13 protein-coding genes are annotated in these 14,531 nt (G+C 51.3%); 10 read left to right on the forward strand and 3 right to left on the reverse strand.

What is annotated here, in order from left to right:
- Window positions 1-815: 815 nt before the first annotated feature.
- Genes FFI61_RS15125 through FFI61_RS15135 form a run of 3 tightly spaced genes read right to left on the reverse strand, consistent with a single transcriptional unit; the run spans window position 816 to window position 1,985 of the window.
- Window positions 816-1,292 carry a hypothetical protein gene (locus FFI61_RS15125; RefSeq protein ID WP_200371576.1) on the reverse strand — a complete coding sequence of 159 codons (477 nt, stop codon included), beginning with the start codon at window positions 1,290-1,292 and terminating at the stop codon, window positions 816-818.
- Window positions 1,280-1,756, reverse strand: coding sequence for a toxin-antitoxin system HicB family antitoxin (locus FFI61_RS15130; RefSeq protein ID WP_200371579.1), 477 nt, complete (start codon window positions 1,754-1,756; stop codon window positions 1,280-1,282). The genes FFI61_RS15125 and FFI61_RS15130 overlap by 13 nt, the downstream gene beginning before the upstream one ends.
- A 1-nt stretch (window position 1,757) precedes the next feature.
- On the reverse strand, window positions 1,758-1,985 hold the full coding sequence (locus FFI61_RS15135) for a type II toxin-antitoxin system HicA family toxin (protein WP_200371582.1): 228 nt from the start codon (window positions 1,983-1,985) through the stop codon (window positions 1,758-1,760).
- A 560-nt stretch (window positions 1,986-2,545) separates the two neighbouring features.
- Between FFI61_RS15135 and FFI61_RS15140 the strand changes: the two genes are divergently transcribed.
- The 10 genes from FFI61_RS15140 (at window position 2,546) to FFI61_RS15180 (ending at window position 14,514) form a co-directional block, all read left to right on the forward strand.
- On the forward strand, window positions 2,546-3,118 hold the full coding sequence (locus tag FFI61_RS15140) for a recombinase family protein (protein ID WP_200371584.1): 573 nt from the start codon (window positions 2,546-2,548) through the stop codon (window positions 3,116-3,118).
- 46 nt (window positions 3,119-3,164) lie between these two features.
- Window positions 3,165-5,150, forward strand: a complete 1,986-nt coding sequence (locus tag FFI61_RS15145) for a type I restriction-modification system subunit M (RefSeq protein WP_200371586.1) — start codon at window positions 3,165-3,167, stop codon at window positions 5,148-5,150.
- Entirely contained in the window at window positions 5,147-6,511 is a 1,365-nt protein-coding gene (locus FFI61_RS15150) for a restriction endonuclease subunit S (protein WP_200371588.1), read from the forward strand. Before FFI61_RS15145 ends, FFI61_RS15150 begins: the two co-directional genes overlap by 4 nt.
- Window positions 6,512-6,577: 66 nt before the next feature.
- A complete protein-coding gene (locus FFI61_RS18075; RefSeq protein WP_353962126.1) occupies window positions 6,578-6,796 on the forward strand; it encodes a hypothetical protein in 219 nt (72 codons plus the stop codon).
- A 152-nt stretch (window positions 6,797-6,948) separates the two neighbouring features.
- Window positions 6,949-7,239 (forward strand): DUF1778 domain-containing protein, encoded by a 291-nt coding sequence (locus FFI61_RS15155; RefSeq protein ID WP_200371590.1) that lies wholly within the window; start codon window positions 6,949-6,951, stop codon window positions 7,237-7,239.
- Window positions 7,236-7,727, forward strand: a complete 492-nt coding sequence (locus FFI61_RS15160) for a GNAT family N-acetyltransferase (protein ID WP_200371592.1) — start codon at window positions 7,236-7,238, stop codon at window positions 7,725-7,727. Before FFI61_RS15155 ends, FFI61_RS15160 begins: the two co-directional genes overlap by 4 nt.
- A gap of 43 nt (window positions 7,728-7,770) precedes the next feature.
- Window positions 7,771-10,962 carry a type I restriction endonuclease subunit R gene (locus FFI61_RS15165; RefSeq protein WP_200371594.1) on the forward strand — a complete coding sequence of 1,064 codons (3,192 nt, stop codon included), beginning with the start codon at window positions 7,771-7,773 and terminating at the stop codon, window positions 10,960-10,962.
- Between the two features lie 30 nt (window positions 10,963-10,992).
- The gene (locus FFI61_RS15170; RefSeq protein ID WP_200371596.1) at window positions 10,993-11,793 is read left to right on the forward strand and encodes a hypothetical protein; all 801 of its coding nucleotides are present in this window, start codon (window positions 10,993-10,995) and stop codon (window positions 11,791-11,793) included.
- 442 nt (window positions 11,794-12,235) lie between these two features.
- Window positions 12,236-13,666 (forward strand): reverse transcriptase domain-containing protein, encoded by a 1,431-nt coding sequence (locus tag FFI61_RS15175; RefSeq protein WP_200371598.1) that lies wholly within the window; start codon window positions 12,236-12,238, stop codon window positions 13,664-13,666.
- 371 nt (window positions 13,667-14,037) lie between these two features.
- Window positions 14,038-14,514 carry a hypothetical protein gene (locus tag FFI61_RS15180; RefSeq protein WP_200371599.1) on the forward strand — a complete coding sequence of 159 codons (477 nt, stop codon included), beginning with the start codon at window positions 14,038-14,040 and terminating at the stop codon, window positions 14,512-14,514.
- The last annotated feature ends 17 nt before the right edge of the window (window positions 14,515-14,531 follow it).

Raw genomic sequence — 14,531 nt, forward strand, 5'->3', positions numbered from 1 at the left:
AAGAAATCCTCATCATTGTTCGCAACATGGTTTTAGACTTGAACTGTATACGCAACTTGGTGCTTTGAAATGGGCTGCAAGGTTTTGGGCACTTCTAGAAACGCTCTATTTGGGCCGGATGGTTGGCAGGTTCTGAAAGCTCCTCTTGGCCAAGTACATCAAGACTATAAGGTGGGGGGGTGAGCTAAGCCTGTGTCCGGAATCATTGGCTCATATAAGAGCAAGTCTAAAACCATGTTGATGCTAATGCTGAGTGTTTATTGCTCAGTGTTATCGGATAGTGCCCATTTGTCACATGAATAACGCTTTATTCTCGGCTTAAATGGTTTTTGGCCGGCACTTTTGACGCAACTTGCTTTGGGCGATGGGTCTATAAGGTCACAACATGGTTTTGGTAGGGTGCTCCTCACGCAACTTGAACAAAAACGCAAGAAACTGAAGAGATGAGGCTGTATAACCAGACTATCATCCTGAAAGGCATGCTGTTCACAAGGTGGGGCTCTGCGGCCGTACGTTCTTCGGGATAATGTGGCATGAATGCTCTCATGCGGCCACGACTAGTGACATTTAGGTACAATCGCCAGCTGGACAACTAATTTGACAGCGGGGTACTCCAATATCTGATATTGGTGAGACCCAGCCCTGGTCCCCGCATTCATATTTCCGAATAGGCAAGGCCTACAGCCTCAATGCATTGATCGATTGGGAGCCAAAGTGCTAATGGATCGCCGTCAACAATACGCTTTAAAGACTCAAGTAAAATCTGCCTTGGTACATATGTAATAAATTTCTGGCCAAGGTCTGCAGATAGCTGCCTAGGACTTCAGCATCCGAACAGGCAGTGCAATTTTGGGCAAGTTCATCCTGAGAGATTGTGACATCACAAATTCACGCCAATAGGGCCATAAGTGATAGCTCGCATTCTCGAGAGCAAAAGTATCCAGTGCAGCCTTGTCCTCGATAAGTGAGGTCTCGGTTATCCGATAATCAACCCTATATGAGGCTTCAATTTGAGCAATAGGTCGCTCTTCTGTCTTATCTCCTGGAAGTACAAGCCTGGCGCCAACGTCTATATAGACACGAAAGATATCGAAGGGGGACTCATTACCTTTGATTTCGATTAGGTTGGACTCGACAACGTGGTGTTTGAGCTGAAGGCGGCAGTCTTGCCCCCCTAAACCGAACCGAGGATCAAATTTTGGCTCAACCCAAGCATCTACCCTGGATTGAGATACATCCTCAAACTGTAACCCCTTCTTAGCCTTTTCTAATGGCTCATTCACGACGACCATTGTGCTGCAGATTCCCGGTACTGGTTGATATAAATCACTTCACCTGCCATGGTTTTGTGGTCATGGCTCTGAGGTTCGCAAATATTGATCCAGTTATCACGATCATGCATCAAAACTGCATCAAAACCGCGAAATGTTGCGAGTGCTGCCACTAAAAGCTGGTTTAGACTCACGCCTTCTCCTTCAGCCTTGGTTGCCAAGGCCCGATGCAATGTCTTTGGAAGGCGAAGAGTAACTCGACCACTGAAATTTTCTTCAGGTTCGCAGGGCAGAGGCATTTTTCGCCCTTTCTCATTGAGAACTGCTGCAGTCGTTTCAATAGAATCCAGAGCTAGCTCATAAGCCTCAACATGTGAATCTCCGTACTCTGCAATGTCTGGCAGCTCCTTCACCCGGGCCTCAAAGCATTCTTCACCTTCGAAAGTACCTTGGCGAACAGTAATGTTGTATGCATACGCATTCATTTTATTTCTCCTCCTCAAAATATTTTCTGAGGGCCGCCTCATGGTTATCAATGGTTCTGACAATCTTGGCTATGTAGGCTTGTTTAATTTCTGGGTTTTTCCCGTGACCGCAATTAAAACTGCCACTGTGAAATTCGGGAAGTCCATCATGGAAATATAGCTTGTGACCTCCACGCTTACCGTCGCGAACCTCGAAGCCTAGCTGCTGAAGTAGTGCAATTACTTCCACGCATCTAAGGTTTCCCTTGCGACTCAAGAGTTCCTGCTTCACATCAAGGACTGTCATCGTACCACTCTACTGACACCGTATATAGTGTCACCCTCCGAAAAAGACAAGTTCCTCTCCCTTTAATTACGAAACGTATAGCTGCCGATCCGGCTGTGTAAGCGAGAAGTTATCTTCGCTCAAGAGCGGATGGAAAGCATAGTGAGAGATGCTCTGCATGATCCGGCGCAGCTGATAACTTGTAGGCCCAAACTTTGTTGTGCCAGCATTGTACCGATGACCGCATCCAGCGCCAGCGATTCAAGCGCTCAAGTTCTAAGAGTGTGAAAAAAATCATTCTGTTAGTAATGTCGATTCTGAGAGATTAATCTGGACTAGCATTGCTTGCCACCATTAGAGAACAGGTATTGACCTTCTCGCTCGCTTTTTTTGATAACTTTTTAAGCAGTTAATAAACGGTCGTTTTCTGGACACTTGCCCGCTCTCTCAAAAAACCCGTTATTTCTCTTGTTTTGCGTCCAACAATCACGTACAACAATCTATGAACAGAAAAGGCACCTTTTATGATCGTAGGTTATGCACGAGTCAGCACCCAAGACCAAAATCCTGAGTATCAGGTGGACGCTTTAGGAAAAGCAGGGTGCGAACAGATCTTCCAGGAAAAAATTACCGGTAAGCTTCGAGAGCGACCGGAGCTGTCGCAATGTCTTCGTATGCTCCGGAAGGGAGACACCTTAATTGTTTGGAAGCTGGATAGACTCGCCCGATCACTCAAAGATCTGGTTGAGATTATTCAGGATCTCAACGAAAAAGAGATTGGGTTCAAATCGCTTACAGAGTCCATAGACACGACTAGCTCCGGTGGCCGATTGGTTTTTCATATTTTTGGCGCCCTAGCCGAGTTCGAGCACAGTCTGATTCGTGAGCGCACAATCGCCGGTCTTGCAGCCGCTCGGGCGAGAGGACGGAAGGGTGGTCGCAAACCCTCCATGTCCGACTCCGACATCAGGAAAGCGGCGGCCATGTTGTTGGACCCCAAGATCACGAAGAAAGAAGTCGCTGAACATTTTGAAGTGAGCAGAACAACATTGAACGCCTCACTTCAGCGGCTCGCCGAGCCGGCCGAAACACGCTAGGCACCTTTTACTATTTATCTTTTTACCCTTTAACGGAGTTCCACGGATGAGCCAGGACAAAACCAGCCACTCGCAAACCGCCGCTTTTATCTGGTCGGTAGCCGACCTGTTGCGCGGGGACTTCAAGCAAAGCCAGTATGGCCGGATCATTCTGCCCTTTACGCTGCTGCGCCGTTTGGAGTGCGTTTTGGAACCCAACAAGGCACGGGTACTGGCCGCGGCCAACGAGCATCAGACCAAACCGGACTCAGTGCGCGAAAAGCTGTTGCTTCGGGCCGCTGACCAGCAGTTCTTCAATGCCTCACCTCTGACCCTGGGCACTCTGTCGGACAGCCAGACGGCTGATGACCTGATGAGCTATATCCAGTCCTTCAGTAAGGAAGCACGGGAGATTTTCGAACACTTCAACTTTGAAGACTTTGTTCAGCAGCTCAACGCGAATAACTTGCTGTACCAGGTGGTGCAACGGTTCGCCAGCATCGACCTGAGCCCCAGTATCATCACCAACTTCGGCATGGGGATCATCTTTGAAGAGCTGATCCGCAAGTTTGCTGAAAGCTCTAATGAAACCGCCGGGGAGCACTTTACCCCACGGGACATCGTGCACCTGACGACTTCCCTGGTTCTGACCGGACAGGAAAAGAAGCTCGCACCCAACAGCATCGTGACCATCTACGATCCTACGGCGGGCACCGGTGGATTTTTGTCTGAGGGCGACGAGTACATCCAGCAAATCAGTAAGGGTGTAACGGTTTCCCTGCACGGGCAGGAGCTGAACCCGGAGTCCTATGCCATCTGTATGGCTGACATGCTGATCAAAGGGCAGGAGGTCAGCAACATCAAACTGGGCAACACCCTGTCGGATGACCAGCTGGCCGCCAATACGTTCGACATCATGCTGTCCAATCCCCCGTTTGGCGTGGAGTGGAAGAAGGTTCAGAAACAGGTGAACGACGAACACAAGCACCGGGGCTTTGATGGCCGCTTTGGCCCGGGCCTGCCGCGGGTGTCTGACGGTTCACTGCTATTCCTGTTGCACCTGGTCAGCAAAATGCGCGATGCCCGTGACGGTGGTTCCCGTATTGGCATTATTCTCAATGGCAGCCCCTTGTTTACCGGTGGCGCCGGCAGCGGTGAATCGGAAATCCGGCGCTACCTGCTGCAGAACGACATAGTAGAAGCCATCGTGGCCTTGCCTACCGATATGTTCTACAACACCGGTATTGCAACCTACATCTGGGTGCTATCGAACAACAAGCCTGCCGAACGCAAGGGCAAAGTGCAGCTGATCGACGCAACCGATCGCGCCACCAAGATGCGCAAATCCTTGGGCAGCAAGCGTCAGTTTGTCAGTGACTCGGATCAGGACGACATCGTGCGTCTGTACGGTGATTTCCAAGAAACCAAAAAGAGCAAAATCTTCCCGATTGAAGCCTTTGGCTACCGACGCATTACCGTTGAACGTCCGCTTAAGCTGAACTTCCAGGCCTCGGAAAATCGAATTGCACTCATTGCGGGTGAGAAGGCCATTCAGAAGATGGATCAGGAAGACCAGGACAAGATTCTGGCCGCCTGCCGCGCTATGGACGCCGATACCCTGTACCAAAACCGCAAGCAATTCCAAAAGGCATTGAAGGCCTCACTCACTGACCATCAGGTGTATTTGAGTGCGCCGCAACTGAAAGCACTGCTTAACGCCCTGAGTGAGCGCGATCCAGACGCCAATACTTGCACCGACAGCAAAGGCAATCCCGAGCCAGACACCGGCCTGCGCGACAACGAAAACGTACCGCTGGGCGAGTCCGTGTACGACTACTTTGAGCGGGAAGTCATACCCCATGTGCCGGACGCCTGGATCGACGAGTCAAAGCGCGACGAGAAGGATGGTGAGGTCGGCATTGTTGGGTTTGAGATTCCGTTTAACCGGCACTTTTATGAATTCACGCCACCGAGGCCGTTGGAAGAGATCGACGCAGATCTCAAGGAATGTACTGACCGGATCAAGCAGATGATTGAGGGGTTGTCGGCATGAGCATTCCCAAGTATCCAGAATACAAGGAATCAGGTTTTGACTGGATCGGGGCGTTACCCAAAACTTGGGTTCAAAAAAGACTTGGGCACTTTTTTACGGAACGTAGAGAAAAGGTTAGCGACAAAGAGTTCCAGCCTCTTTCTGTTACCAAAAACGGTATTGTACCGAGGCTCGAGACAGCAGCTAAAACTCAGGACGGTGACAACAGGAAAAAAGTTGTTGCGGGTGACTTTGTGATCAACAGCCGATCTGACCGGAAAGGCTCATCAGGTTTATCTCGGCTCGATGGTTCTGTTTCACTGATTTGCATTGTGCTTGAACCAAAAGAAATATCTGGTCGCTATGCTCACCACTTATTTAGGTCAGAAGTTTTTCAAGAAGAGTTCTACAGAAATGGCAAAGGGATCGTTGCGGACTTATGGAGCACAGGTTTTTCAGAGATGAAAAATATTGTTGTCCCTGTCCCTGGTGAGTTTGAACAAACCAAAATCGCCCGCTTCCTAGACCACGAAACCGCCAAAATCGACGCCTTGATCCGCGAGCAGGAGCGCCTGATAGCGCTGCTTCAGGAAAAGCGCCAAGCGGTGATTTCCCATGCGGTGACCAAGGGGCTTGATCCGAGTGTGCCCATGAAGGACTCTGGGGTAGAGTGGCTTGGGGATGTGCCAGGGCATTGGCAGATTTCAAAATTAGGCCACTATGCAGACATATTGACTGGTTTCCCTTTTCCTTCTGCATCGTTTTCGCATGATGAATCAGACGTTCGGCTTTTACGTGGTGTCAATATCGGTGTTGGCTCACTCAAATGGGTTGATGCCGTCTATTGGCAGCTCGATGAAGGCGGGGAGCTTCTAGGTTATCTCATGAAAGAGGGTCAGATCGTTTTAGGGATGGACAGGCCTTGGATTAGCGAGGGAATGCGGATAGCGCGGGTGGCTCAAGCAGATATGCCATGTTTACTTCTTCAGCGAGTCGCTGCAATTACCCCCAATTCATGGCTTGATGACGGGTATCTATATTACTTTCTTGCTTCAGAGATATTCAAGATTTATGTGGAGCCTGATCTCACTGGAGTGAGTGTTCCCCACATTAGCCCTGAGCAAATACTGGGTTTCAAAATACCCATTCCGGATCTCGACGAGCAGCTCAAGATTGGTCGCTTTATCAAGGTTCAACTTGATCAGATGGCAGCACTTTTTAAGCAGACTAACGAGAGCATTGAGATACTACAAGAACGCCGCTCCGCCCTAATCTCCGCCGCAGTCACTGGCAAAATCGATGTGCGCGATTGGCAGCCACCTGCCGATGAAAGTGCCTTTGACCGGGAAGTATTAGAAGCAGGATCGGAGGTCATAGCGTGAGGCACGGTCGCGGTATCCGGCTGTTCCTGGTGGGGGCCAGACCCTGACAATGCCTTACGCCCTCTGATGTATATCGGCGAGTCCGACGACGTAGCCAAGCGCCTGAAGCAGCACAACCAGCCGGAAGACAAGGGCGCACCCGGAAGACGAGGGCGGCAAGGATTTCTGGGAGCGGGTGTGTCTGATCACCAGCAAAGACCAGAACCTCACCAAATCCCATGTAAAGTATCTGGAAAGCCGGCTCATTGCGCTGACCAAGCAATCAGGCCGGTGTGGCTGGGCTGATAGCCTGGATTCTGATTAACCGTTACCTGTTACTCGCTAATAGACTCCGGGATTCCGGGATAAGGTGATATGTAGATTGAGATCGTCTTATCTGTAATGACATTAGCAGTACGTCCTGCTACGCTTGGAACTATCAAAAGAGGAATCTCATCATGATTTCAGCAAACACGGATCAGCCCAAGCGTGAAACTCTGAACATTCGGATCAAACCCGAAGAGCGTGGTTTGATTGATCGCGCCGCCAAGGCTCGGGGAAAAAATCGCACAGAGTTTGTTCTTGAGGCAGCTCGCATTGCCGCCGAGGAAGCCATTATGGATCAGGCTGTTATCTCGGTAACACCGGAGGCGTATCGGGCGTTTCTTGAACAACTGGATATGCCGCCGACACCGAATGAGCGGTTGCGTAAAACCTTGCAAACTCCGGCACCTTGGGACACGGAATGACACTATCGGCGCCCACACCCATTGGGCCTGAGCATGACGCGGAGAGTTTTGATTCCTCGGAGCCCAGTTTGGACTACTGGCTCAAACGCCGTGCATTGAAGAACCAGGCCAGTGGCGCATCCCGAACCTTTGTGGTCTGTGAAGGCAATCAGGTGAAAGCCTATTACGCCCTGGCGTCCGGTGCTGTGGTTGCAAGCCATACCTCGGGTCGCTTCAAGCGCAATATGCCAGACCCGATTCCGGTTGTGGTACTTGGGCGGTTGGCCATTGATCGTTCGTATCAAGGCGCAGGCTTGGGCCGTGCCTTGGTTCGCGATGCAGGATTGCGGGTTATTCAGGCGGCGGATGCCATTGGTATCAGAGGAATGGTGGTTCATGCCTTGTCTGAGTCGGCTAAAGAGTTTTATCAACGGCTGGGTTTCAACCCTTCGCCCCTTGACCCAATGATGTTGATGGTCACGCTGAGCGATTTAAGAGCCAATGTTTAAGCCACGCCAGATCAGATTTGGCGCAAGCCTTTAGGGAGCAGTTATGGTGGACACCCGCGAGCGCGTATTCCAAAACGACATTCTTGCCGCACTGGAAAGCCAGGGCTGGTTAGTGGGCAAAGCGTCCGAGTACGACAAGGCGAACGCTCTTTATCCGGAAGACTTGATCGGGTATTTCAAAGAGGCTTGGCCCGAGCGCTGGGACAAGTTCGCCAAAGCCAATCCGCAGGCCCCGGAAAACGTGCTGATCCAGAAGACCGTTCGGGAGCTTGAAAAAAAAGGCACGTTGGATGTGCTGCGCCACGGTTTCAAACTGCCTGGCGTTAAAATCGATCAGTGCAGCTTCAAGCCCGACCACGGCATGAACCCGGATACGGAACGTCGATACAAAGCCAATCGCCTGCGCGTGGTGGAAGAAGTGTCCTATTCCCCTCACGCCAAACCCGAAGGCAAGTACAACCCGAGGCTGGATCTGGTGCTGTTTGTGAATGGCATACCTACGGCCACGCTGGAGCTGAAAAGCGAGTTCAAGCAAACCGTTGAGAACGCCAAGCGCCAGTACAAACAAGACCGTCCGGTAAAAGACCCCATTACCCGCAAAGCCGAGCCGCTGCTGACCTTCAAGCGCGGTGCCCTGGTGCATTTCGCGGTCAGCCAGGACGAGGTGGCCATGACCACCAAGCTGGCCGGTAAAGACACCTTCTTCTTGCCGTTCAACCAGGGTTCCTCCGAAGGCGGCGCCGGTAACCCCCGGGCCGAACACGAAAACACCTACGCTACGGCGTACCTGTGGGAACGCCTGTTCCAGAAGGATGCCTGGCTCAAGGTGATCAGTCGGTTCCTACATCTGGAGAAGAAAACCAGCGAGGACTTCCACGGTAACCGCAAAACCAAGGAAACCCTGATCTTCCCGCGCTACCATCAGTGGGATGTGGTCAACTCGCTGGTGAATACCACCCGTGCGGAGGGGGCAGGGCAACGCTATCTGATTCAACATAGCGCCGGTTCCGGCAAATCCAACTCCATTGCCTGGACAGCTCATCAGTTGGCTCAGCTGTACGATGAGAACGGCCAGAAGCTGTTCAACTCGGTCATTGTGGTCACCGACCGTACGGTGCTGGACAGCCAGCTTCAGAACACCGTCTACCAGTTTGAACACGCCCAGGGGGTGGTCTGTCCGATTACCCGGGATGTGGGCAACCAAAGCAAATCTGAGCAGCTGGCCGAAGCACTGGCCGAGCAAACCCGCATTGTTATAGTGACCATCCAAACCTTCCCGGCGCTGTTTGATGCGCTGGATAAGTACCCCAGGCTTGCCTCTGGTCGCTATGCGGTGATTGCCGACGAAGCGCATTCCTCCCAAACCGGCTCATCGGCCTCCAAGCTCAAGGCGATTCTTGGAAGCGACCGGCCCGAAGGCGAAGACATCAGCGCCGAGGACATGCTGGATGCAGCGGTGTCCTCGCGCAAACCCAGCCAGCAGATCAGCTACTACGCTTTCACCGCTACCCCGAAGGCCAAAACCATCGAACTGTTTGGCCGGGTACCCGATGCCTCACTGCCCAGAAGCGACGACAACAAGCCCGAAGCCTTCCATGTGTATTCCATGCGCCAGGCCATCGAGGAAGGCTTTATTCTGGATGTGCTGAAACGCTACACCACCTATGCGGTGGCCTGGAAGTTGGCTCATCCAGACGAAGACGACGAAACCGTGGACTCCAAAAAAGCCCGCACCACGCTGGCCAAATGGGTACGCCTGCATCCCTACAACATCAGCCAGAAGGTGGAAATCATCGTTGAGCACTTCCGGGCCAACGTGAAGCACCTGCTCGACGGCCAGGCCAAGGCCATGGTGGTCACCAGCAGCCGGCAGGAAGCGGTGCGCTATCAGCTGGCGATGCAGAGTTATATAAGCGACCAGGGCTACACCGATGTTCATCCCCTGGTGGCCTTTTCGGGCAGCATCCTGCCCGATGACCATATCCCCGAAGAGGTAACCGAAACCAGCACCCTGCTGAACCCGGATCTCAATGGTCGTGATCACGCCAAGGCCTTCGATACCGAGCAGTACAACGTGATGATCGCCGCCAATAAGTATCAAACCGGCTTTGATCAACCCAAGCTGTGCGCTATGTACGTAGACAAGAAGCTTAAAGGCGTGGACTGCGTACAAACCTTGTCCCGGGTGAACCGGATTTTCCCGGGCAAGGAAACCTTTATTCTGGATTTCTTCAACGACGCAGACGATATTCTGGCGTCTTTCCGGGAGTATTACACCACAGCTGAATTGTCCGGCGTGTCGGACGCTCAGGTGGTCTACGACCTTCAGGAAACCCTGGATGCCGAGGGCATTTATCACTGGGGTGAAGTCGAAGCTTTTGCTCAGGCGTTTTTTGACCCCAAAGCCCAGGCCTCCACACTGAGTTATTACTGCCACCCGGCCCGCGAGCGTTTCACCAAACGCTACAAGCTACTTCGCGACGAACGCGCCAGCGCCCGAGCTGCCAGAGCCCAGGCTGAGGCAGACGGAAACACGGTGGGCCTGAAACAAGCCGAGACATTGTTAACCGAGATTGGCAAAGGGCTGGATCAACTCGACTTGTTCCGCAAGAACCTCACCGGCTTTGTGCGCTCCTACGAGTTTTTGTCACAAATTGTGTCCTTTGAGGACGCCGAACTGGAACAGCTGTGCGTGTTCGCCCGAACCCTGGCGCCACTGCTGCGGCAGGAGTCGTTGGATGATGATGACATCGACATTTCCGAGGTGGAGTTAACTCATTACCGGCTGACCAAGCGCAAAGAGCACGAACTGAAACTGGCGGATGATCAGGGCGAGTATAAGCTGGATCCGATTACCGGTGTCGGAACCGGAAAACCACACGATCCGGAGAAAAAGCGCCTTTCAGAAATTATTGAAACACTGAATGATATTTTTGGTGCTGAGGTGAGTGACGAAGATCAGCTACATTTCGCACATGGGATTGCAGATCGAGTTCGCAGGGATGAACCTGTGATGGCGCAGGTAAACAGCCATTCCACGGAACAGGTCATGCACGGGCTATTCCCCAAGCGATTGACGGATCTGGTGCTGGACTCCATGACGGATCATGAGAAATTATCGATGGAGATCCTTGAAAGCGAACCAAAACAGAAAGCTTTTGCACTACTGATATTGAGTTTGCTGACGAATCAGCAGGCTCACCGGGAAGTGAGCGACCCATCCGTAGATTTATAGTGCTATCTCGGAACTGCCCAGGGAACAATGATGAACGGAATAGTATTTGATGCCGGAATCCTCATCACAGCAGGATTGGCCGTTATTGGTTATTTGTGGAAATTAAGTCGCGAACGCAAAGAAAGCGCGCGTACCCTGTTGTTTCACTTGATGGAAATACGGCAAGAATTACTTATTGAGCGCCCTAAGCTCGCAGCTGCTGTTGATGCATTTCAAGCGGATTTCCAGGAAATCCTTGGGGACAGACCTAACTTGAGGAGCGTACTGGACAAGGGTTTCCCAAGAGAATACGTCGCAACTACTTTAACTTCATTAATGGATGGGTTGGTCAGGGCAGACCCAAAACTGCTTGAGAGCTATGAAATAGCGCTTTATGACTACTCCCGGATTAACCCTCTGCTGGCCCACCGCGTCCGCGGTATGAAATTGCTTCCTAAGTTATCGCAAAATCTAACGGGTATCATGGCTGACCTGACTGGCGCGTTGCCTGATGATGAGGGGGCGGAGTTAGTAAGCTCTCTCGGTAAAAAGGAACTCGAATCGTCCAGCGAGAAAGCGCTCCAAGAATTTGTGCTAGACCTTGAAAAAATAATTCGTCGTATTAGCTTTAGCGCGGGAATGTGGTTTTGGGCGTGTAGCTGGTTTTTAGGAGCAAGGCGCAGAAGAGACGCTATCCAAGATAAATCTGAAAGTATCGACCTACGCGGATTTATGGAATCCTTTTTCAGGGCGATTGCGCTGGCTAACAACCCTCCGGAGGAAGTCAGAGAACAAATCCAGCACGCGAAACTGGACGATATCCTGGATCTGTGGGAAGCCTCTCTGGAGTGATTAACCAACTAGGCGCTTGCCAGGGAACGTCGCAGCGTAATAGTTTTGGCGAGTGATCCTCTTTGTTTGACTGTTTAACGATATCCCGTTAGCCTGCTATTACTTTCACAAATGAGTGATTGGCCGATTGGTTATTACCGTGTCAAGCATGAACTGAACAAACCAGGTACACACCGCCCTTCCGGCGATGTCCCGCCAGGTGTCGTTCTGAACAACTTGAGCAGTGCATTTCGAGCATTTCGTCATAGCACACCTCCAGTCAGATGATACATCAAGGTATATTTGCGGCTTTCTTACAAATTCTTCTGAATGGGTAAGATAGTAGATCAGCGGGTTTTCTCGGTGGTCAGGTGACATCGCAAGGTGTCGCTCGACGGTGACGATACAGACAAGCGGCCGCAACATGCTTGTAGTCACCGGATCCAAAAAGGAAGATCACAACATGGATGAACTTGAGGGCTGGTATCGACGCCGCAGTTACGCCCACTTTGATTGCCCCATTTCTGAGTCACAAGCAAAGAAACTCGTCACTAATCCAACTCGGGTATCTCGCCACGCTTTTTGGCCGGTAATACTCAATCCGCAAAAGCTTCTCTCCATAAAAAATGAAAATGGGCGCAGGGTTTGGAAAGCCAAAATACGACCTATTGTTTTTGCTGCACATAGTGATGCCCACATATATGCGTATTACGCCAAGTGCATGGGTCGTCTTTTAGAGGATAGATATTCTAAGTGCGGTGGTGAGTATGTTTTAGCTTACCGGCGTTTCGTCCCCCCGCGCTGCAATGTTCATTTTGCTCTTGAAGCCTTCGAGGAGATCAAGGCGCAGGATTCCTGTGATGTAGTTGCCATTGACGTCGAAGGCTTCTTTGACGCCCTTGATCACGAACATTTAAAGGCCGCCTGGGCAGACTTACTCGGTGAAGACAAACTACCTGATGATCATTATGCTGTTTTCAGAGCTTGTACCAGAGGTGCCGCAGTTACGGTCCCGGTTCTAAGAGACCTCTTTGGAGGTGAGGTTAGAAGGCGTGCCGGAAAAGTCGGCCAAGCTATATGTGAACCAAAGGACTTCAGAGCCCTCGTAAAGCCCCATCTGCGTTCCCGGCATAATCTTGTTTGGGAGGTTAAAAAAAAGCCTGCCCCTGCATATCTAAAGGGAAAACCTGCAGGCATTCCGCAGGGCTTGCCAATAAGTGCTGTTCTCGCAAACCTTTATATGTATGACGCCGACCTGGCCATCCAGGAGAGTATCCGCAGTCTTGGAGGCACATACCGCCGTTATAGCGACGACATCTTGCTCGTTGTTCCGAAAGGATGTGGGGCAGCAGCAGAATCGGCAGTGCAGACGGAATTGGGCAAGGTCAAGCTTCAGGTCAACCCCGGCAAAACGGTGAGATGCAGGTTTCTTAGAACAACAGAGGGGGCTTTGCGATCCCTAGCGCTAGACCCTCATTTTAAAGAGCAAAACCTTAGTCCAATTTCCTATCTTGGGTTTACATTCGATGGCCGAGATCTAAGGGTGAGAGATTCGACCATCGCTCGATTTATGATAAAGGCCAAGCGCGCAATAGAGCGAGCCCGAATCGCAGCCTTTGAAAATAGCGACCGCCAGTTAAAGAAGCGTCAGCTATACGCCCGTCTGACTTCATTGGGGTATGGAGCAGCATATGGTAACGGCGTTTACGTTCAGGCAGACAACATTCTCCCGAAAGGTGCTCCTAGGCTAGGCTTTTTCAAATATTTAAAACTCGCTGATCGAATTACAGACAGTGAAGCGGTTCGCACTCAAATTCGGCAGCTCGAAAGTCAAGTATTCAGAGAAATAGACCAGGCTGAAAAAAGTGTTAAAAAACGACGCGGTGTGGCTTGAGAAGTCCCGTGCCCGCCAAAAAGAAGCTGTGACGAGAGACTGCCGGTTCTGAAGGTTTATCTGTGGAGGCGTCTGTATGGCCAGTCAATGCCTTTGGTGGAAATGAAAAAGTTAAGTGACCTCATACTGCAGGAACCCGCGACATAACGATACTGCATATGCGCCCGACTCAGGCTAGGCTGCGGCTGAAGTGCTTTTAGTGTAATGCAGGCAGCCTCTGTTGCAGTCGCATAAGAGAGGAAATGGATGGGCTGAAGGAGGCGGGTACTATCTACAGCGGGCTCCGCCAACTCTTGCTGCGTATAACCTGCTGTAATAGTGAACATGCTGTCCTGCAATGATTCTACAGCCCAAGAATTGAGGAAATGAGCTTGAACCTGCAACGCAAAGATATTGACTCACTATTTGAAGACAGCATCGAATGGGCCGGCACCCATCGGTTTGGCGGTCTGTATGGAAGTTCAAGCGATGGCGGGGGCATAGCCCTCAGAATCAGGGGCATCCTGTTTGAAGGGAACGACTACTCGACAATCGTAATAACCAGGGTCTGCATTCCAGAAGCCCGGCAGGGGCAGGGGCTCTATCGAAAATTTCTGTCAGAGCTGGACTCGCTAGGTACGTTCGGGCTCCGTTGCCATTCAACGACCGAAAATGAGTGGCTGGCAGATCGCCATAGAAGGCATGGTTACAAAGAAGTCGACGAAAGCGGCACTCCAAGTTTTTACCAGATTATAGGAGAACCCGTGCCGCCGTTACCTGATACCCCTAGTGAAAATCGTCATCCAGAGCTGGAAATACAGCGAGAATATAAATTGAAAGCCAGGGTTATCAGGCGTCAGCTTGGCTAGCTCCCTGTAATTCCCCC

Origin of the sequence: Marinobacter sp. DY40_1A1, from assembly GCF_016597815.1 — a bacterium.
Lineage (GTDB): Bacteria > Pseudomonadota > Gammaproteobacteria > Pseudomonadales > Oleiphilaceae > Marinobacter > Marinobacter xiaoshiensis.